This is a genomic window from Pseudomonas sp. DC1.2 (genome assembly GCF_034351645.1).
In the GTDB taxonomy this organism is placed as follows: Bacteria; Pseudomonadota; Gammaproteobacteria; order Pseudomonadales; family Pseudomonadaceae; genus Aquipseudomonas.
Genome location: NZ_CP133782.1, coordinates 4750563 through 4770744 on the forward strand (window position 1 = coordinate 4750563; position 20182 = coordinate 4770744).

Annotated in this window: 23 protein-coding genes; 6 read left to right on the plus strand and 17 right to left on the minus strand. The window is 57.1% G+C overall.

Features of this window, described 5'->3' with window-relative positions; all coding sequences use genetic code 11:
• Positions 1-2: 2 nt before the first annotated feature.
• From RHM68_RS21495 to RHM68_RS21505, 3 genes are read right to left on the minus strand one after another with little or no spacing between them, the layout of a single operon-like run.
• Positions 3-716 carry a PilW family protein gene (locus RHM68_RS21495; protein ID WP_322218958.1) on the minus strand — a complete coding sequence of 238 codons (714 nt, stop codon included), beginning with the start codon at positions 714-716 and terminating at the stop codon, positions 3-5.
• Positions 713-1159: a type IV pilus modification protein PilV gene (gene pilV / locus RHM68_RS21500; RefSeq protein WP_322223902.1), complete on the minus strand. Its 447-nt coding sequence runs from the start codon at positions 1157-1159 to the stop codon at positions 713-715. The genes RHM68_RS21495 and pilV overlap by 4 nt, the downstream gene beginning before the upstream one ends.
• Positions 1159-1632, minus strand: a complete 474-nt coding sequence (locus RHM68_RS21505) for a GspH/FimT family pseudopilin (protein ID WP_322218960.1) — start codon at positions 1630-1632, stop codon at positions 1159-1161. Before RHM68_RS21505 ends, pilV begins: the two co-directional genes overlap by 1 nt.
• Before the next feature lie 130 nt (positions 1633-1762).
• Between RHM68_RS21505 and RHM68_RS21510 the strand changes: the two genes are divergently transcribed.
• Positions 1763-2311: a GspH/FimT family pseudopilin gene (locus tag RHM68_RS21510; RefSeq protein ID WP_322218962.1), complete on the plus strand. Its 549-nt coding sequence runs from the start codon at positions 1763-1765 to the stop codon at positions 2309-2311.
• Here the strand turns inward: RHM68_RS21510 and ispH are convergent.
• From ispH to murJ, 6 genes are all read right to left on the minus strand, one after another.
• The gene (gene ispH, locus RHM68_RS21515) at positions 2288-3235 is read right to left on the minus strand and encodes a 4-hydroxy-3-methylbut-2-enyl diphosphate reductase (protein WP_322218964.1); all 948 of its coding nucleotides are present in this window, start codon (positions 3233-3235) and stop codon (positions 2288-2290) included. The genes RHM68_RS21510 and ispH overlap by 24 nt on opposite strands.
• A gap of 86 nt (positions 3236-3321) precedes the next feature.
• Complete coding sequence (locus RHM68_RS21520; RefSeq protein WP_322218966.1) at positions 3322-3774, minus strand: peptidylprolyl isomerase; 453 nt, start codon at positions 3772-3774, stop codon at positions 3322-3324.
• Complete coding sequence (gene lspA / locus RHM68_RS21525) at positions 3767-4279, minus strand: signal peptidase II (protein WP_322218967.1); 513 nt, start codon at positions 4277-4279, stop codon at positions 3767-3769. The genes RHM68_RS21520 and lspA overlap by 8 nt, the downstream gene beginning before the upstream one ends.
• Positions 4272-7103 (minus strand): isoleucine--tRNA ligase, encoded by a 2832-nt coding sequence (gene ileS / locus RHM68_RS21530; RefSeq protein ID WP_322218968.1) that lies wholly within the window; start codon positions 7101-7103, stop codon positions 4272-4274. Before ileS ends, lspA begins: the two co-directional genes overlap by 8 nt.
• A gap of 13 nt (positions 7104-7116) precedes the next feature.
• Complete coding sequence (gene ribF / locus RHM68_RS21535) at positions 7117-8061, minus strand: bifunctional riboflavin kinase/FAD synthetase (protein WP_322218969.1); 945 nt, start codon at positions 8059-8061, stop codon at positions 7117-7119.
• A 129-nt stretch (positions 8062-8190) separates the two neighbouring features.
• On the minus strand, positions 8191-9729 hold the full coding sequence (murJ, locus tag RHM68_RS21540) for a murein biosynthesis integral membrane protein MurJ (RefSeq protein WP_322218970.1): 1539 nt from the start codon (positions 9727-9729) through the stop codon (positions 8191-8193).
• A 252-nt stretch (positions 9730-9981) separates the two neighbouring features.
• On the opposite strand from murJ, the gene rpsT reads away from it, so the two are divergent.
• Positions 9982-10260, plus strand: a complete 279-nt coding sequence (gene rpsT / locus RHM68_RS21545; protein WP_008154937.1) for a 30S ribosomal protein S20 — start codon at positions 9982-9984, stop codon at positions 10258-10260.
• Positions 10261-10445: 185 nt separating this feature from the next.
• On the opposite strand, the gene RHM68_RS21550 is transcribed toward rpsT, so the two are convergent.
• The 5 genes from RHM68_RS21550 to rplU all read right to left on the minus strand — a co-directional run bounded on the left by RHM68_RS21550 (position 10446) and on the right by rplU (position 14222).
• Positions 10446-10910, minus strand: coding sequence for a CreA family protein (locus RHM68_RS21550; RefSeq protein ID WP_322218971.1), 465 nt, complete (start codon positions 10908-10910; stop codon positions 10446-10448).
• 11 nt (positions 10911-10921) lie between these two features.
• Entirely contained in the window at positions 10922-12040 is a 1119-nt protein-coding gene (gene proB, locus RHM68_RS21555) for a glutamate 5-kinase (RefSeq protein WP_322218972.1), read from the minus strand.
• Between the two features lie 137 nt (positions 12041-12177).
• Positions 12178-13401, minus strand: coding sequence for an Obg family GTPase CgtA (gene cgtA, locus RHM68_RS21560; RefSeq protein ID WP_322218973.1), 1224 nt, complete (start codon positions 13399-13401; stop codon positions 12178-12180).
• Positions 13402-13596: 195 nt separating this feature from the next.
• Complete coding sequence (gene rpmA, locus RHM68_RS21565; RefSeq protein WP_071553243.1) at positions 13597-13872, minus strand: 50S ribosomal protein L27; 276 nt, start codon at positions 13870-13872, stop codon at positions 13597-13599.
• A 35-nt stretch (positions 13873-13907) separates the two neighbouring features.
• A complete protein-coding gene (gene rplU, locus RHM68_RS21570) occupies positions 13908-14222 on the minus strand; it encodes a 50S ribosomal protein L21 (RefSeq protein ID WP_322218974.1) in 315 nt (104 codons plus the stop codon).
• Positions 14223-14462: 240 nt separating this feature from the next.
• Between rplU and RHM68_RS21575 the strand changes: the two genes are divergently transcribed.
• From RHM68_RS21575 to RHM68_RS21585, 3 genes are all read left to right on the plus strand, one after another.
• The gene (locus RHM68_RS21575) at positions 14463-15431 is read left to right on the plus strand and encodes a polyprenyl synthetase family protein (protein ID WP_322218976.1); all 969 of its coding nucleotides are present in this window, start codon (positions 14463-14465) and stop codon (positions 15429-15431) included.
• 179 nt (positions 15432-15610) lie between these two features.
• Positions 15611-15952, plus strand: a complete 342-nt coding sequence (locus RHM68_RS21580) for a zinc ribbon domain-containing protein YjdM (RefSeq protein WP_322218978.1) — start codon at positions 15611-15613, stop codon at positions 15950-15952.
• A gap of 202 nt (positions 15953-16154) precedes the next feature.
• Positions 16155-16412, plus strand: a complete 258-nt coding sequence (locus tag RHM68_RS21585; protein WP_322218980.1) for a hypothetical protein — start codon at positions 16155-16157, stop codon at positions 16410-16412.
• 67 nt (positions 16413-16479) lie between these two features.
• On the opposite strand, the gene RHM68_RS21590 is transcribed toward RHM68_RS21585, so the two are convergent.
• The 3 genes from RHM68_RS21590 to RHM68_RS21600 all read right to left on the minus strand — a co-directional run bounded on the left by RHM68_RS21590 (position 16480) and on the right by RHM68_RS21600 (position 18187).
• The gene (locus tag RHM68_RS21590; RefSeq protein ID WP_322218982.1) at positions 16480-17097 is read right to left on the minus strand and encodes an FKBP-type peptidyl-prolyl cis-trans isomerase; all 618 of its coding nucleotides are present in this window, start codon (positions 17095-17097) and stop codon (positions 16480-16482) included.
• 123 nt (positions 17098-17220) lie between these two features.
• Entirely contained in the window at positions 17221-17532 is a 312-nt protein-coding gene (locus RHM68_RS21595; protein ID WP_322218984.1) for a DUF6482 family protein, read from the minus strand.
• Positions 17533-17698: 166 nt separating this feature from the next.
• Positions 17699-18187, minus strand: a complete 489-nt coding sequence (locus RHM68_RS21600; protein WP_322218986.1) for a TIGR00645 family protein — start codon at positions 18185-18187, stop codon at positions 17699-17701.
• Between the two features lie 161 nt (positions 18188-18348).
• Here RHM68_RS21600 and RHM68_RS21605 point away from each other — a divergent pair, with 161 nt between their 5' ends.
• Positions 18349-20178: a hypothetical protein gene (locus RHM68_RS21605; RefSeq protein ID WP_322218988.1), complete on the plus strand. Its 1830-nt coding sequence runs from the start codon at positions 18349-18351 to the stop codon at positions 20176-20178.
• Positions 20179-20182 lie beyond the last annotated feature (4 nt).

Here is a 20182-nt window from a genome sequence, read left to right on the forward strand (position 1 = left end):
ACCTACTGCAGCCGGTTGCGCAAAGCGGCAACCACATTAAAGATTTGATTGCGCACGCCCTTCTTCGGATCGTTCAGGGTCAAGGTTAGACGGACACTGCGAATCAGCGAAGGATCAGACGGGTTGGCGCTGTAGCTGGACGCCGCGACATCGGTCGTACTGACGGCCATGCCGAAAGTCACGCTGAATGCACTGACGTTATTCACCAGCACGGCTTGGGTTGGCGTCCCGCTGCCGGTGCCCATCAACAGTTGGTTATTGCTGAAGCTATAAACCAGTCGGCGAATCGGGAAAGCTACTTGCCCGGAGGCTGGCGCCTGGGCGCCGGTATACGCGGTGGCACTGTTTCGGCAGTCCGACACCACGGTCCACGTCGGTACCCCGCCATTGCCCCCGACATCAGTCGTCACCAGGGTAAGTTTGAGGTTGGCGTTGTCCCAACTGATCGGCGTGAGTTTGGCCGCATTGAAGTCCCCCGCCGAACTGGCATCAGTCACCGTTCCCAGACAACCGAACATGCCGACGCCGCGAATTTCCTGAATCATTTTGCTCAGCACAAAACGCGCATCTTCCTGCATCGCCGCAGAAGCGTTTTGACTGACGAAGGTATTTTTTGCCGAAATGAAGATTTGCACCACACCGAGAATCACGATCAGACTCAACGTCAGCGCGACCATCAGTTCGATAAGACCAAAACCACTGGATCGATTTTTCATGAGCCGGTCACCGGGTCCACCGTGGCACGGCTGGTCAACACGAAATTACGCAGGGTGCCGTTTGCACTCGCCGCCCGAGAGTCATTCCAGGTGATGGTGATGGTATAAACCCGCTGACTCAGGGTAATGGTGCCCGTCGCCGTGGCGCCGCCGAAGCTGACGATGTTGGTGGTGAAATCATAGAGGTCCTGATCACGGGCGACGCTCAGGTTGCCAGCAGTCGGTGGCGTGACGGTGTAGTCGGCACCGGAGTTGGCGCGGATGCGATCCATCATGTCGTAGGCGATAAAGCTCGCCTGACTGGTCATCAGCGAACTGTCGGTGTATTTCAACGCTTTAAGCTGGATCGCCGCTGCGCCCAGCAGCCCTACGGTCAGAATCACCAACGCGACCAAGACCTCGATCAGCGTCATGCCCTCCTGTGTACGCTTGCCCCTTCGCATCATCCGCAATTTCCACCCAATACGATTCGTCCGTTGAGGCAAACACTCAGCGTCCGGCTCTGTGCTCCCAGCACATAGTTGATAACCACCGCCGTGGACGGCGACGACAATCCACCCAGATTGTTGAAATCGATGGTGGTCACTCCTGAGGTTAGCGTGAGAGTCGCACCACTGCTCATCGCAGGAACAACCCGCAATATATTGGCCGTATTGCCAGTACTGTCGTAGACCGACAACTCCCCGGTCCAGACACTGCCGCCGGCAGTCGGCCGGATACGGGTGGTAATCCCGCGATCAATGGCCTCCAGTCGAGCGTAATTGAGCCCGCGCTGCAGATCGCTCATTTCCGTGTCCGCCCGAGAGCCCTGCACCGAACTGGTAAAAGCTGGCACTGCCAACGTCAGAAGAATAACCATGATCGCTAACGTGATCGATACCTCGATCAGCGTGAAACCTTTTGAACGATGATCCATCGGTGCGCTCCGCTGCCGTCGGCTATACCTGACCTACACGCTAGAACATTCGGCCGACTGTTGTAAGGTTGTTTTGCCATTACTCGCGCCAGGATCGCGTGAGCCGACACATTCCAGGAAGGAAAATGTCATGTCAGCACAAGGTTTCAGCCTGATAGAACTGCTCACGGGGCTGGCAATTGCCGGCACTGTTTTGCTGCTGGTCAGCCCGGCGTTTAAACCCCTTATCGACTCTACTCATCGCGAGCAGGCTGCGCAGTCGATTGCCAGCGGCATGCGCAATGCACGCACCGAAGCCATCGCACGCAACCAGACCATCGTCATTCACGGCATCAACGACGACTGGGGCCAGGGCTGGCGGATTATTCTGGATAAAAACGGCAAGGGGCACGAAGACAGCAGCAACCCGCTGCTCATCGAACGTCAGAGCAATCATCGGGTGTCGATTGTCGGGAATCGGCCGGTTAAACATTTTGTGCGATTCAGCAACCAAGGCGAGCCCCTGTTACCCAGCGGTGCGTTTCAAGCGGGAACGCTGCACATCTGCGCCGACCGCGAACCGATCAGTCAGCACCAGATAGTGTTGTCCCGGACCGGTCGCGTCAGCCTGCGCAGCGACCTGACCGAGCACGCATTGTGCGCAGCAGGTGAAGCGTCAGAGCAGAGAACGGACACGTAACTCTTTAGGCATCGAGAACGTGATGTTCTCTTCACGGCCGGCCAGCTCATCAGCACCGGTAGCGCCCCACGCCTGCAATTGCTGAATAACCCCACGCACCAGCACTTCCGGGGCGGAAGCACCCGCCGTGATGCCGATGCGCTCGACGCCATCGAACCAGCTCTGCTGCAGGTCTTCGGCACCGTCGATCAGATAGGCAGGCGTGGCCATGCGTTCGGCCAGTTCACGCAAGCGGTTGGAGTTGGAGCTGTTCGGGCTGCCCACCACCAGCACCACATCGCATTCATCGGCCAGCTGCTTGACCGCGTCCTGACGATTTTGTGTGGCGTAGCAGATGTCGTCCTTGCGCGGACCACCAATCGCCGGAAAGCGCAGGCGCAGGGCGTCGATGACGCGGCTGGTATCGTCCATGGACAGCGTTGTCTGGGTGACGAACGCCAGTTTTTCAGGGTTATGCACCGTCAACGCGGCCACGTCCTTTTCGTCCTCAACCAGGTAAATCGCACCACCATTGCTGCCATCGTATTGGCCCATGGTGCCTTCGACTTCAGGATGACCGGCATGGCCAATCAGGATGCACTCGCGACCGTCACGGCTGTAGCGCGCCACTTCGATATGCACCTTGGTCACCAACGGGCAGGTGGCGTCGAACACTTTCAGGCCTCGGCCGGCAGCTTCGGTGCGCACGGCCTGGGAAACCCCGTGGGCGCTGAAGATCACAATGACGTCGTCCGGCACCTGATCCAGCTCTTCGACAAAGATCGCCCCTCGGGCGCGCAGGTCTTCGACGACGAATTTGTTATGCACCACCTCGTGACGCACGTAAATCGGCGGCCCAAAGACTTCCAAGGCACGGTTGACGATTTCGATCGCCCGGTCCACACCGGCGCAAAAGCCACGGGGGTTGGCGAGTTTGATTTGCATGCTGTGCCTCGTGTCTTGCGCGCAAGAAATAGCGAAAACAGTGAAAAACTTACAACGGCAGCGAGGGGGCTCGCTACCGCCATGTTTTAAAGCGCTTTGACGCTGATGATCTCGACGTCAAAGGTCAATGTCTTGCCGGCAAGCGGGTGATTGAAATCGATGGTCACTTGCGCGTCATCGAACGCTTTCACCACGCCCGGCAGCTCAGTATTGGCCGCGTCGTTGAAAATCACCAACAACCCGTGCGACAGCTCCATGTCCTGGAACTGCGAGCGCGGGATGATCTGTACGTTTTGCGGGTTAGGCTGGCCGAAAGCGTTTTCCGGCAAGATCTGCAGGTTGCGCTTGTCACCAGACTTGAAGCCGAACAGGGCCGCTTCGAAACCTGGCAACAGGTTACCGTCACCGACCTTGAAGGTCGCCGGGGCTTTATCGAAGGTGCTGTCGACGGTGTCGCCATTCTCCAGGCGTAATGCAAAGTGCAAAGTGACTTCCGTGTTCTGACCGATGCGTTGCTCAGTCAATACCTGTTCAGTCATGAACGGTTTCTCCGGTCTTTTTACTTTTGAACATATCCAGCGCCAGCATTACCGCACCCACGCTGATAGCACTGTCGGCAAAGTTGAACGCCGGGAAATACCAGCGGTTCTGCCAATGCACCAAAATGAAGTCGATCACATGGCCCAGTGCAATGCGGTCATACAGGTTGCCCAGCGCACCGCCCAACACCAACGCCAACGCAACAGCCAGCCAGGTTTCGTTGCGTCCAAGACGCTTGAGCCAGACCACCAGCACCGCACTGACCACTACCGCGATCAGGGCAAACAACCAGCGTTGCCAGCCGGAGCTGTCGGCCAGGAAACTAAAAGCAGCGCCTGTGTTGTAGGCCAGGGTCCAGCTGAAGTAATCAGGAATTACGACGATTTGCTGGTACATGCTCAGCGAGCTTTCGAAGTGGAACTTGCTGGCCTGGTCAATGACCAGGACCAGCACGCTCAACCAGAGCCAGCTCAACCGTCCGAAACGACCCGTCGCATTAGGCATAGTGACGAACCTCGCCCGCACCGCTGATGTTATCGACGCAACGACCGCAGATTTCCGGATGCTCCGGGTTCACGCCGACGTCTTCACGGCAGTGCCAGCAACGGGCGCACTTGGCGAAGGCCGACTTGACGATCTTCAACTTCAGACCGCTAACTTCGGTGACCACCGCATCGGCCGGCGCCTGCACGAACGGTGCAACACTGGCAGTCGAGGTGATCAACACAAAGCGCAGTTCGTTGCTCAGTTGAGCCAGGTCAGCGCTCAGCGCTTCTTCGGCGAACAGCGTCACTTCAGCTTGCAGGTTGCCACCGACGGCCTTGGCCGCGCGCTGGATTTCCATTTCCTTGTTGACCGCAACCTTCACTGCCATGACACGCTCCCAGTAGGCGCGGCCCAGCTCGAAACCTTCCGGCAGTTCGGTGAGGCCTTCATACCAAGTGTTGAGCATCACCGAGTCGTTACGCTCGCCCGGCAGGTATTCCCACAGCTCGTCGGCGGTAAACGCCAGGATCGGCGCGATCCAGCGCACCAGCGCTTCGCTGATGTGGTACAGCGCGGTTTGCGCCGAACGGCGAGCCTTGCTGTTGGCGCCAGTGGTGTACTGACGGTCCTTGATGATGTCCAGGTAAAAACCGCCCAGCTCCTGCACGCAGAAGTTGTGGATCTTGGAGTAGACGTTCCAGAAACGGTATTCGCCGTAGTGCTCTTGCAACTCGCGTTGCAGCAGCAGCGTGCGGTCCACGGCCCAACGGTCCAGCGCGAGCATTTCTTCGGCGGGCAGGATGTCGGTGGCCGGGTTGAAACCGGTCAGGTTCGAGAGCATGAAGCGTGCGGTGTTGCGAATACGCCGGTAGGCGTCCGCACTGCGTTGCAGGATCTGCTCGGAAACCGCTATTTCACCCGAGTAGTCAGTGGACGCTACCCACAGACGCATGATGTCGGCGCCCAGAGTGTCGTTGACTTTCTGCGGCGCAATCACGTTGCCCAGCGACTTGGACATCTTGCGGCCGGACTCATCCACAGTGAAACCGTGGGTCAGCAGCTCGCGGTAAGGCGCGTGGTTATCAATCGCGCAACCGGTCAACAGCGACGAGTGGAACCAGCCGCGGTGTTGGTCCGAGCCTTCCAGGTACAAATCGGCACGCGGGCCGGTCTCATGCCCCATCGGGTGCGAACCGCGCAGTACATGCCAGTGCGTGGTGCCCGAATCAAACCAGACGTCCAGGGTGTCACTGATCTTGTCGTACAGCGGCGCTTCGTCACCGAGCAGCTCGGCAGCGTCCATCTTGAACCAGGCTTCAATACCTTCGACTTCAACACGCTGGGCGACGATTTCCATCAGCTCAACGGTGCGTGGGTGCAGTTCGCCGCTTTCCTTGTTGAGGAAGAACGGGATCGGCACGCCCCAGTTGCGCTGACGGGAGATGCACCAGTCGGGACGGTTGGCGATCATAGAGTGCAGGCGCGCCTGACCCCAGGCCGGAACGAACGCAGTTTCTTCGATGGCTTTGATCGCCCGCTTGCGCAGGGTTTCGCCAGAAGTCGGTTCTTTGTCCATGCCGATGAACCACTGCGCAGTGGCGCGGTAGATCAGCGGGGTCTTATGACGCCAGCAGTGCATGTAGCTGTGTTCGATCGTTTCGGTGTGCAGCAGCGCGCCGACTTCCGCCAACTTGTCGACGATGGCCGGATTGGCTTTCCAAATGAACTGGCCGCCAAACAATTCCAGCGACGGCACGTAAACGCCATTGCTTTGTACCGGATTGATAATGTCGTCGTTGACCATGCCGTACTTTTTGCAGGTCACGAAGTCGTCCACGCCGTAGGCCGGTGCGGAGTGAACCACGCCAGTCCCAGCGCCCAGTTCGACGTACTCGGCCAGGTAAACCGGCGACAAGCGATCATAGAACGGGTGACGGAAGTTGATCAGTTCCAGCGCTTTACCCGTGGTGGTCGCGATGACCGAACCTTGCAGGTTGTAGCGGACCAGGCACGATTCGACCAGTTCTTCAGCCAGTACCAGCAGCTTGTCGCCGACATCGACCAGGGCGTAGTTGAATTCCGGATGAACGTTCAGCGCCTGGTTGGCCGGGATGGTCCACGGCGTGGTGGTCCAGATCACGATCGAAGCAGGCTTGGCCAGCGACGCCAGACCAAAAGCGGCTGCCAGCTTGGCTTCGTCGGCAATCGCGAAGGCTACGTCGATGGTCGAGGATTTCTTGTTCTCGTATTCGACTTCGGCTTCGGCCAGGGCCGAACCACAGTCAAAGCACCAGTTCACTGGCTTAAGGCCCTTGAACACGAAACCGCCCTTGACGATTTCCGCCAGGGCGCGGATTTCACCGGCTTCGTTTTTGAAGTCCATTGTCTTGTACGGGTTGGCCCAATCGCCCAGCACACCCAGGCGAATGAATTCGGACTTCTGGCCTTCGATCTGCTCGGTGGCGTAGGCACGGCACAGTTCGCGGGTTTTGTCGGCGCCCAGGTTCTTGCCGTGGGTCACTTCGACTTTGTGTTCGATCGGCAGACCATGGCAGTCCCAGCCCGGCACATAAGGCGCATCGAAACCCGACAGGGTTTTCGAGCGGATGATCATGTCCTTGAGAATTTTGTTCAGCGCATGACCGATGTGAATCGTGCCGTTGGCGTAAGGAGGACCGTCGTGCAGAACGAACTTCGGACGATCCTTGCCAATCTCGCGCAACTTACCGTACAGGCCAATGCTGTCCCAGCGCTGCAGAATCTGCGGTTCGCGCTGAGGCAGGCCGGCCTTCATAGGGAAGGCAGTGTCCGGAAGGTTTAGCGTGGCTTTATAGTCGGTCATTTAAGGCTCTTCATTAGCGATTGGCGCTATGGGTACGTGCAACTTCGGCACGGGCGGCGGCGACATCCGCGTTGATCGCCGTCTTAAGCGCCTCCAGAGAGGCGAAACGCTGCTCTTCACGCAGCTTGTGGTGGAAAACCACCGTCAAACGCCGGTCATACAGATCGCCGGCAAAATCTAAAAGATGCACTTCCAGGTGAGCTTTTCCATCCCCCTGAACCGTTGGTCGCACGCCAATATTGGCGACGCCTGGCCAGGTCTTGCCGTCAATATCCACGTTAACCAGGTAAACCCCGGTCAACGGTACGCGACGACGCTTGAGTTGCACATTGGCTGTTGGCGTACCGAGTTGGCGCGCCAGCTTCTGACCGTGCAGAACCCGCCCGGCAATGCGGAACGGACGACCGAGCAAACGCTCGGCCAAGGCAAAATCGGCAGCCGCCAGGGCATTGCGGACCTGAGTGCTGCTGACACGAATGCCGTCCAATTCCACCGTCTGCGCGGCTTCGACAGTGAACCCTTGAACGATACCCGCCTGTTGCAGGAAATCGAAATCCCCTACCCGGTCGCAACCGAAACGGAAGTCGTCACCGACCTCCAGGTGCTGCACGCCCAGACCGTCCACCAGAATCGTATCGACGAATTCGCTGGCGCTGAGCTTGCTCAGACGCTGGTTGAACGCCAGGCATAGAACCCGGTCGACGCCTTCGTCGGACAACAGTTGCAGTTTGTCCCGCAACCGGGCCAAGCGGGCAGGCGCCGTGTCGGGGGAGAAAAACTCCCGTGGCTGCGGTTCAAAAATCACCACGCAGCTGGGCACGCCCAACTCGAGCGCACGCTCACGCAGCCTCGCCAGAATAGCCTGGTGACCACGGTGAACACCGTCAAAGTTGCCAATAGTGGCGACACAGCCCCGATGCTGGGGGCGCAGATTGTGGAGGCCTCGAACCAGCTGCATAACGCGCTTCTTGCTCATAAAGTGGCCGATTATAACCACACCCGGCGGCCGACGACAGGCAACACCGTAACCCAAAGTGATCGAGCCGACAAAACCGCCGGCCCACCCTTGCTTATCGAGCCCGAAGCCTCAGCTCAGCGCCTTGCGATTAAAGTCGCGCAAACGGAAGCCCATCAACAGCAGCATGCCGAAATACACCACGACGCCCGCACCCACCAGAGCGCCCAAACGCAGGAATCGTTCGAGCATATGCCCCTGATCCCAGGCTGGCATGAAGTGCATCCCGAGCAACAACACAGCCGACATTACCAACACGGCCACCACCAACTTAGCGCCGAACTTGGCCCACCCCGGCTGCGGCTGATACATCTGCTGTTTGCGCAGTTGATAGAACAGCAAACCGGCATTGATGCAGGCCCCGGCACTGATCGCCAACGCCAGCCCGGCATGGGCCAGAGGACCGATCAGCACCAAGTTGAACAACTGAGTAACCACTAGGGTGAAAATTGCGATTTTTACCGGTGTACGGATGTTTTGTTGTGCATAGAAGCCCGGCGCAAGCACTTTGATCACGATAATCCCGAGCAACCCAACCGAATAGGCGACCAACGCCCGCTGGGTCATCGACGCATCAAATGCGCTGAACTGGCCGTATTGAAACAACGAAACCGTCAGTGGCTCGGCCAGAATCCCCAGCGCAAAAGAACACGGCAACACCAGTACGAAGCACAACCGCAAGCCCCAATCGAGAATTCGCGAGTATTCGTGACGGTCCTTGCTGGCGTAAGTCTTGGCCAGGGTCGGCAGCAGAATCGTACCCAATGCAACGCCTAGCACGCCGGACGGCAATTCCATCAACCGGTCGGCGTAGTACATCCAGGACACTGAACCGGCCACCAGGAACGACGCAAAAATAGTGTTGATGATCAGGGAAATCTGACTGACGGAAACCCCGAGAATCGCCGGCAGCATTTGTTTCATCACTCGCCAGACACCGGTATCGCGCAAGTTCAGGCGCGGCAGCACCAACATGCCAATCTTTTTCAAATGCGGCAGTTGATAGAGCAATTGCGCCAGGCCACCCACCAATACGGCCCATCCAAGCGCCATGACCGGCGGATTGAAGTACGGCGTGAGGAACAGCGAAAAGATGATCATGCTGACGTTGAGCAGGGTCGGCACGAAGGCCGGCACCGAGAACCGGTTATACGTATTGAGGATCGCACCAGCCAATGAAGACAGGGAGATCAGCAATATATAAGGAAAAGTCACCCGCAGCAGGCTCGAGGTCAGCTCGAATTTTTCCGGCGTATCGGTGAATCCCGGCGCGGTGGCCCAGATCACCCAGGGGGCGGCGAGCATGCCCAATACCGTGACAAGCGCCAGCACCAGTGTCAGGAGGCCCGAGACGTAGGCAATAAAGGTTCGTGTCGCTTCCTCGCCTTTCTGGCTTTTATATTCAGCCAGAATCGGCACGAAAGCCTGGGAAAAAGCCCCTTCGGCAAAGATCCGCCGCAGCAGATTGGGCAGTTTAAAGGCGATAAAGAAGGCATCGGTCGCCATCCCGGCACCAAATGTACGTGCGATAAGCGTGTCACGAACGAACCCCAGAACACGGGAAAGCATCGTGATAGAGCTGACGGCGGCCAACGATTTGAGCAGATTCATTGAAAGAGTTTGTGCCTGTCGATAAACAGCAGGCGAACAAAGCGCCTACTTATGCGATACTCCGCGCCGCAGCAGCACAGAGCCAAAGCTCGCGAGTTTACAGGTCAAGCGCCGGAAATAAATATCCCGCCTCTTTAGATCGACCACTCAGCGGAACGCATCAACCGCCCTTGACAACTCATCAACTCATCGGCATGATTCGCGGCCTATTTTGTTTGCTATTTCCTAAAAAGTCTTTCGAGGAGCTCGACGGTGGCCAACACACCTTCCGCCAAAAAACGTGCAAAACAGGCTGAGAAGCGTCGCAGCCACAACGCCAGCCTGCGTTCCATGGTTCGTACCTACATCAAGAATGTAGTTAAGGCCATCGACGCAAAAGACGCTGAAAAAGCTCAAGCTGCTTACGTTCTGGCTGTGCCAGTTATCGACCGTATGGCCGATAAAGGCATCATCCACAAGAACAAGGCTGCTCGTCATAAGAGCCGCCTGAACGGTCACGTCAAGGCTCTGAACCTTGCTGTTGCCGCATAAGCGATAAGCTTGTTAAAAAACCGACCCTAGGGTCGGTTTTTTATTGCCTGCGATTTATTGAATACACCGCAAAAAAAATGTGGGAGCGAGCCTGCTCACGAAAACAGTCCAACCAGCGACATTAATATCGACCGATAGACCCTCGTCGCAGGCAGCCTCACTCCCACATTTGGATTTTCGTTAACTTATTGAGCGTGCGCCCACGGCAAGATCGGAATCGCGGTCACCGCATTCTGTGGACTGCCCTCGATCAAGCGGTCGCTGTAGACCAAATACACCAGCGTATTGCGCTTCTTGTCGAGGAAGCGCACCACCTGCATGGTCTTGAACACCAGCGACGTGCGCTCCTTGAACACCTCTTCGCCCTCCTTGAGCTCGCCCTTGAAGCTGATCGGCCCGACTTGGCGACAAGCAAGGGAGGCTTCAGCGCGATCCTCTGCCAGGCCTAGCCCACCCTTCACACCACCGGTCTTGGCGCGCGACAGATAGCAGGTCACGCCATCAACCTTCGGATCATCGAATGCCTCGACCACGATCCGGTCATTGGGGCCGACAAACTTGAACACGGTCGATACCTGGCCAATTTCTTCAGCCGAGGCCAGCAGCGGCATTGCCAACAGCAGCCCCAATAATCCTTTTGCTATGCGCATGCAGTGTTCCCTCAAACCAGAATCAGGTTATCGCGATGAACCAACTCAGGCTCAGCCATGTAACCCAACAGACTCACAATCGCTTCAGACGACTGACCGATGATTTTTTGTGCTTCCAGCGCGCTGTAATTGGCCAAGCCACGCGCTATTTCGCGACCATCCGGAGCCACGCACACCACCATTTCACCGCGACGAAAGCTGCCCTGGACCAGCTTGACGCCCACTGGCAACAAGCTCTTATTGCCCTGGGACAGCGCCGTCACAGCACCAGCATCCAGCACTAGCGTACCGCGGGTTTGCAGATGCCCCGCCAGCCACTGCTTGCGCGCCGCCAACATCCCACGCTCAGGCGAGAGCAACGTGCCGATGCGCTCACCGACCTTAAGACGGTCCAGCACTCGATCAATGCGCCCACCGACGATGATGGTGTGCGCACCGGAACGCGCCGCCAGACGCGCTGCGCGCAACTTGGTCTGCATGCCACCACGCCCCAGCGCTCCGCCGGTGCCGCCCGCGACAGCATCGAGCGCCGGATCATCGGCGCGCGCTTCGTAGATCAGCTTGGCATCAGGGTTGTTGCGCGGATCGGCGTCGAACATACCGTCGCGATCAGTCAGGATTACCAGCAGATCCGCCTCGACCAAATTAGCCACCAATGCCGCGAGGGTGTCGTTGTCACCAAAGCGAATCTCATCGGTAACCACGGTGTCGTTCTCATTGATCACAGGGATGACCTTGAGCTCCACCAGCGCACGCAGAGTGCTGCGGGCGTTCAGGTAACGCTTGCGATCAGACAGGTCGTCGTGAGTCAGCAGAATCTGCGCAGTGCGCAAGCCATGCTCGCCAAAACTCGACTCCCACGCCTGCACCAGACCCATCTGACCGATGGCAGCAGCCGCCTGTAACTCGTGCATTGCACTGGGTCGGACTGTCCAGCCCAGGCGACTCATCCCTGCCGCAACCGCCCCTGAAGACACCAGCACCAGCTCGACACCAGCCTCATGCAAAGCCACCATCTGCTCGACCCAGACACTCATTGCCGCGCGGTCCAGACCTTTGCCGTCCGCCGTCAGCAACGCACTGCCAATCTTCACGACCCAACGCTGCGCACCTGTCACCTTGCTCCGCATCATCTTCAACCTTAGCTTGAGGACAGCGCGACCTGGCACTGCCCGTGACGTTAATCGTGGCTATTCGTGACCAACGATCGATTTCCAGATACTAAAACGCCGCTCAATTGAGCGGCGCTTAAGTTTACTGCAACGAATCAGTCACGCACGTAAATGATTTCCGGACCGTCTTCGTCATCCACATCTTCTTCATCCCAATCATCGTCACCGATGTCGTGGACCGATTTCACGCCGCTGCGACGCAGAGCACGCTGGTCATCCAGCGCCTGCAACTGGGCACGAGCCTCATCTTCAATGCGCTGATCGAGATCAGCCAACTCTTCCTTGTACGCTGGGTCATTAGCCAGGCGATCAGCACGATCTTCCATGTAACGCATGATGTCGTGGCACAGACGCTCAGTACCCAGCTTGGAGATAGCGGAGATCACATAGACCGGACCTTCCCACTCCAGACGATCAACGATTTCCTTGACGCGAGCATCGTGCTCTTCTTCAAGGATCTGATCGCACTTGTTCAGCACCAGCCAACGATCACGCTCAGCCAGGGACGGACTGAACTTGGTCAGCTCATTGACGATCACTTCAGCCGCATCCGGAGCACTGGCGTCATCCAGTGGCGCCATGTCCACGAGATGCAACAGCAGACGGGTGCGCGACAAGTGCTTGAGGAAACGAATCCCCAGGCCAGCGCCATCAGAAGCCCCTTCGATCAGACCCGGAATGTCCGCGACCACGAAGCTTTTCCAGCGATCGACGCTGACCACACCCAAGTTCGGCACGAGCGTGGTGAACGGGTAGTCGGCAACTTTCGGCTTGGCGGCCGACACCGAACGAATAAAAGTACTCTTGCCTGCGTTTGGCAAACCCAGCAAGCCGACGTCCGCCAAGACTTTCATTTCGAGTTTCAGATCACGCGCCTCACCCGGCTTACCCGGAGTGGTCTGACGCGGCGCACGGTTGGTACTGGACTTGAATCGGGTGTTACCCAGACCGTGCCAGCCACCATGAGCAACCAACAGACGCTGACCAGCCTTGGTCAGGTCGCCAATCACTTCCTGAGTCGCGGAGTCGATCACCGTGGTGCCGACCGGAACCCGCAGAACCAGCTCCTCACCTTTCTTACCGGTGCAGTCAGTGCTGCCGCCGTTGGAACCGCGCTCTGCATCGAAATGCCGGGTGTAACGGTAGTCCACCAAGGTGTTGAGGTTTTCGTCGGCGATCATGTAGACCGAACCGCCATCACCACCGTCGCCGCCGTTAGGGCCGCCATTTTCAATGAATTTCTCGCGACGGAAGCTCATGCAACCGTTGCCGCCGTCACCGGCCTTTACTCGAATCGATACTTCATCAACAAACTTCATAACAAAACGCCTCTCGCCATACGGACGAGCCGAAAAAACCTAGACATAAGACTCTTGCAAAAATGAGCGCAGCGACCTCAAGCAACAACCGCAGAATCCAGCTGCTTTCGCCCATTACAAACAGCTTTGCAAGAGACTCACCCCACAAACGAAAAAGCCCCGTCGCGAGACAGGGCTTTTCCAGCAACTACGTAATTATGCCGCGACGACTGCAGTCTTCGGGACGATGCTCACGTAACGACGACCGAAGGCGCCTTTTACTTCGAACTTGATCACGCCGTCGATTTTAGCGAACAGAGTGTGATCTTTGCCCATGCCAACGCCGTAACCAGCGTGGAATTGGGTGCCGCGCTGACGCACGATGATGTTGCCCGGAATGATAACCTGGCCGCCATACATCTTAACGCCAAGGCGTTTGGCTTCTGAGTCGCGACCGTTACGGGTACTACCACCAGCTTTTTTGTGTGCCATGAGTTCAATTCTCCTAGTGAGGAATTAGGCTGAAATTAAGCCTGAATACCGGTGATTTTGATCTCGGTGTACCACTGGCGGTGGCCCATACGCTTCATGTGGTGCTTACGACGACGGAACTTGATGATGCGGATTTTATCGTGACGACCTTGGGAGATCACTTCAGCCACAACGGTTGCGCCAGGAACAACTGGAGCACCGATATTCACGTCATCGCCATTGGCGACCAACAGAACGCGATCAAAAGTAACGGATTCGCCAGTAGCGAGTTCCAGTTTTTCAATCTTCAGGTATTCACCTGGGGCGACCTTGTATTGCTTGCCACCAGTAACGATTACTGCGTACGACATGGTATTTCTCCGATAATCCTGCTCACCCAGCTCTTTATAAGAAGAGGTATTGGCTGGCATGGCTGCATAGGGCTGGAAGGCCTGATTGCAATTGCGTAAGGCAGGTGCTGCCCAGGAAGTTCAGGGTGCGCGATTGTACGCAAGCTGCGAAGACGATGCAATAGGCCGTCTATCGCGCCTTGACAGGCCTGAACGTGGGTCCTAGCATGCCGCGCAACCCTTCTGGAGCAACTGTCACTGATGCAACCCCAAGCTTTCTACCGCGCGGTGGCGGACGATTTCAGCGCCGTCGACGGCATCATCAAGAAGCAGCTGACTTCCCGAGTGCCGCTGGTATCAAAAATCGGCGACTACATTACCTCGGCGGGCGGTAAACGCCTTCGCCCCTTATTAGTGTTGTTGTGTGGCAAGGCTTTGGGTCGCGAAGGCGACGACATGCGCCTGCTGGCAGCCACTATCGAGTTCCTGCACACCGCGACCCTGCTGCATGACGACGTGGTCGACATGTCTGGCATGCGCCGTGGCCGTTCGACCGCCAACGCTATGTGGGGCAACGCACCCAGCGTGCTGGTAGGCGATTTTCTTTATTCGCGCTCCTTCGAAATGATGGTCGAGTTGGGCTCGATGCCCGTGATGAAGATCCTTTCGCAAGCAACGCGCATTATTGCCGAAGGCGAAGTGTTGCAGTTGTCGAAGGTCCGTGACGCCAGCACCACCGAAGAAACGTACATGGAAGTCATTCGCGGCAAGACAGCGATGCTTTTCGAAGCCTCGACCCACAGCGCAGCAACCCTGGCCGGCGCGTCGCTGGAACAGAGCGAAGCGCTACGCACCTTCGGCGATCACTTGGGCGTCGCTTTCCAGTTGGTCGACGACCTGCTGGATTATAAAGGCGACGCAGAAACCCTGGGCAAGAACGTCGGTGACGATCTGGCCGAGGGCAAGCCAACCCTGCCGCTGATCTACACCATGCGCGAAGGCACTCCGGAACAGGCGGCACTGGTGCGCCGGGCCATTCAGAAAGGCGGCATCGAAGACCTGGAAAGCATACGTGAAGCCGTTGAGGCCTCAGGTTCGCTGGAGTACACCGCACAACTGGCTCGCGATTACGTGGCCCGCGCAATCAAATGCCTCGACGCCCTGCCGGCCAGCGAATATCGAGATGCGCTGGTTGAGTTGAGTGAGTTTGCAGTAGCCCGCACCCACTAAAACGAACCGCGGTGAGGCGAGCCTGCTCGCGAATGCAATCTGCCAGTCGAGATCATCGCTAACTGGCAAGCAGCTTTCGCGAGCAGGTCCGCCCCACAGGTTTTTCAGCGCCTCGCCTACCCCGCCTAAAACCCTATACAATGTGCGACTTTTAGCGATCCTCAAACCAAGGAGCTTTAGTGAGCACGTTGCCACCCTGCCCAAAATGTAATTCCGAATACACCTACGAAGACGGCGCACAGCTGATGTGCCCCGAGTGCGCCCATGAGTGGTCTGCCAGTGGCGAGGCTGAAGTAGCGTCCGACGACACCGTTAAAAAAGATTCGGTGGGCAATGTTCTGCAAGACGGCGACACCATCACCGTGATCAAGGACCTCAAGGTCAAAGGCACATCGCTGGTGGTCAAGGTCGGCACCAAGGTTAAAAATATCCGCTTGTGCGATGGCGATCACGACATCGACTGCAAAATCGACGGTATCGGACCGATGAAGCTCAAATCCGAGTTCGTCAGAAAAGTCTAAGCGCTACCTGCCATCCTGCGCCAGGCGCGGGATGGTGCTTCGCCCTCCTCTCATCGCCCGACACCTCTTCGCCGTAGCCCAATGCCAGTCGTTTTGATCTTCCGCAACCGTCCCTCAGAAAAAAAACAAACCGCCAATAGTCACTTGCTATTTGATGAATAAGAATTATTCTCATTGAAACCCTTCAATGGAGATGAGACTCATGACTTATTTGATCGATGCCTGGCTGGACCGCCCACACCCTTACCTCAGAATCCTGCATCGGGAAACCGGTGAAGTCTGTGCGGTGCTTGAAGAGGAAGCCTTGAACGAGCTACAGGATCAGGGCGACCTGGACGTCAATGGCTTGAGTTCCAGCGAGCCAGTGGTGCTCAAGGAACTGGTACGTAATCTGTTTTTATTCTGCTACGCCCGAGCATTGCGCCCGACCTGCGACCTGAACCATAAGATCGAGGTATGAGAAACCGTAAAAACTGTGGGAGCGAGCACGCTCGCTCCCACATTAGCCTGTCAATACCGAACAGGTCTTACAGAACGTCGAGCAATTCGACGTCGAACACCAGCACGCTGTGCGGCGCAATGCTGCCAACGCCTTGAGCGCCGTAGGCCAGTTCGCTCGGCACGTACAAACGCCATTTGCTGCCGGCATTCATCAGTTGCAGGGCCTCGGTCCAGCCAGCGATCACGCCGCCCACTGGGAATTCTGCAGGCTCGCCGCGCTCATAGGAGCTGTCGAACACAGTGCCGTCGATCAGCGTGCCGTGGTAGTGAGTGCGCACTTGATCTTCACGGGATGGCTTGGCGCCTTCACCCTGAGTCAGGACTTCAAATTGCAGGCCGGAAGCCAAGGTGGTGACGCCATCACGCTTAGCGTTGTCCGCGAGAAAGGCCAAGCCTTCGCCAGCAGCTGCTTCAGCCTTGGCGGCCGCTTCGGCTTGCATGATTTCGCGGATCACTTTGAAGCTGGCGGACATTTCTTCCTGGCCGACACGGCTTTCTTTGCCAGCGAAAGCGTCAGTCAGGCCAGCCAGAATGGCGTCCAGGTTAACGCCCGGTGGCGGGTTGTCGCGCAGTTGGTCGCCCAACTGGCGGCCGATACCGTAGCTGACACGGGTTTCGTCGGTGGACAGGTTTACTTCGGACATGACACTGCTCCGCTGTGCGGACGGCCCTGGAACTTGCCGTGCGTACACAGCGCGTCCCGGAGCGCGCCCGGAATCAAAAGGGCGAGCAGACTAGCACAGATGCCAGGGCCTTGATCAGGGCAGTCAAACCTGCCAGCGCGAATGAAAAGTAATCGGCAGCTTCAGACTTTGCTCAGCACTGGCACCGAAACCACACATTTCGTCGTGAACCGACGTGTGGACCAGGTGGAATGGCAGTTGAGGCGTTCCCTCAAGCATTTTGCGGGCATGCTCCACAGAGCGTAAGTGCAGCGTTTTGCCGTGACCATCGTCCAGCGGAAAAGCTGAGCCATGCATCCGTGCTTCAAGGACGTAGATCCCGCCTTCCAGCGAAATAAGATTAAGTTCATCAACCTTTCCGGCGATGGCGTATGCATTCAACTCTTGCAGATTCATAAAGACACCTCATGCAGTAGCGAGCAAAGACTCTTACAGGGATAGGCTTCGACGCATCAAAGTACAAGTCGCGACGACCACCGTTTGTCAGTTACCGCCGACTGGGTGACAGCGAGCCTGTCCGGATAAAGCCGCGTAGCCATCGCCAAATCCGCCAGGTTGCCGATCAGTGCTTGGTCAACTTATCCAGGTAACCCATCGCAAAGGCCGACACGACGAAGGTCATGTGAATGATTACGTACCATTTCAGGTGCTCGGGATCGACGTTTTTCGCGTCCATGAAAACCCGCAACAAGTGGATCGACGAAATCGCCACGATGGAGGCTGCCACCTTCATCTTCAATGAAGATGAATCCATGGTGCCCAGCCAGTTGAGTTTCTCTTTGCTTTCGTCGATATCCAGTTGGGACACAAAGTTTTCGTAACCGGAGATCATCACCATCACCAGCAGGCCACCCACCAGTGCCATGTCGATCAACGACAGCAGCACGAGGATGAGGTCCGACTCAGCAATCGAGAACACGTTGGGTATAACGTGGATGACTTCCTGGAAAAACTTCAGCGCCAGCGCCAACAGCCCTAAAGACAGACCGAAATAGATCGGCGCCAGAAGCCAACGGGAGGCATACATTGCGTTTTCGATAAAGCGTTCCATTCACTCTCACACCACGGTTGTTAAATGGGCGGCAGTATACCAGCGAGCGATCACGGCCCGGAAATCGCCCAAAAATCCGTAACCTGCGCGCGTGTAACAACGTTTTTCTGCTAGTGTCAAAAACATCGACAGGTCAGCGCTATCGGACAGGAAGAACGGAAATGGATGTGCGATTGCCTATAACGAGTGCCGCTCTTGGCTTGATGTTGCTGATCAACGGCTGCTCGGCCGACGATGAAAAGAAACCTGTCAGCCTCGAAGAAAAGACCGCGCAATTCGAAAAATCGCTCGATACCATTGCAGACCCGCCACTCAGAAGTGCTATTGCCGACCTCGGTGGCTCGCTGCTGCTGCTCGAACGGGCAGAGCTCAAGCTCAAGAGCAAGCCGATCGAAACCGAGTATGGCGAGGACGCCATGGTTCTGCTCAAGCACTACCCAACGCCACAAGCCCTGGTACACACCTACCTAAACGGCCTGTTTGTGCTACGCAAGGACTCCAGTTCGGATTACCTGACGGACCTGTCGCCGATGTTTCCGCTGAGCTTTAACATGCCGGCGCAATTCCCTTTCCCCCATGGGCTGGAGTGGCAGTCCGTGACCCTGAGCAACAACAAAGTTATCCCTTTCCAGCCAGAGTGGTCGGAAACCGACCCCGGTATTCAGCTCAGCCCCTCAAGCTCCAACGTCGACAATCCAGACGACCTGACGGTGACGTACCCGTTCATCGAGGGCCTGGAAGTCCCCAATAAAAGCCAGCCGCAACCGGTGATGCTCCAGGGCAAGGTTGAAGTCATCGCACCGCGCCGGGTTTTCACCCTGGTGCTGACACAACAGGATGTGGGCAAACCTCGCACCGACGACAACATCAGTGTCACGCTGCTTAGCCTCGGCGAGAACGTGGCAGAGCTCGAAGTCACCAACACGGCGGCGCTCATACCGGAAGTCAGCGAGACGCCGTTCAACCCATTGATCGTCCAGGCCAAGGACACCACTGGAGCATTCCTATCCCGCTCGGGATCGATCAATGAAAGCGCGGCACAAGTCGCGTTTTACAGAACGCAGCTCAAAGAAATGCAGCAGCAGAAAGCCTGGAGCGACACGTTCGAAAAACAGCTGCAGGATGAGCAGCAAGCCTTCGAGCAGCAACATCCCCGACACTACACCCGCGTGTATTTCAACGGGCCTGTGGACACTGTAGAAGTCAACGTTCTCGATTTCTCGCAGGCCACCGTGATCCATAAAGACCTGCAATTACCGATCCTGCGCTTTGATCCACACACCACGCAGAAGAACATTGCGCCACTGGTTCTCCCCGTCGTCGTGTACGACGATGAGGCGGCTTCCTGGCTCAAGGGCGCGACGCTGCGCGAGGAACAACTGCAGAGGAATGTGAGCATCACCCAGTCGGTGGATGATCCGAGCGCGGCCCGTATCGAGTTCGGCCATATCAAGACGTTCAACGATGAACTGCTTGGCTCATCGTTCAGCCCAGGCGATATCCCGGTCACGTTCTTTACCCAAGATGACAGCGGCAAGCGCGGCGAACCGATCGAACTGCCGCCAGAGGCGTATCAGGTTGATCCGCTGCGCGGCACCATCACCTATGATTTGAACCTCTTTGCCCAGACACCCGCTTACGCTGTGGGCTCCATGCCGTTATTCCTGGCCACCATCGAGCGCAAAAGCATCGACGCCCACTCACTGCCCAAGGGCCTGAAACTTGAGGGCAACGCACTGGTGGTCGATCTGAAAATATTTCCCGCCCAGGACTGGCGCTTTTTCGCCAAGGACGACAGCGACAATTATCTGAAAGAGATTCTGTCGGTCAGTCATGACGCAAGCGCAGAAGGCCCTGCGTTATTTGGCGTCCACTACTTCTATGGTCACCCCACCAAGCTGGAAACCTATCAGCGAACTAACCTCACCACCGTGGAATATGGTTTTGAGATCAAGCTCGACAAGGCTGAAGCGTCCGACCCTGCGCAATAGCCCT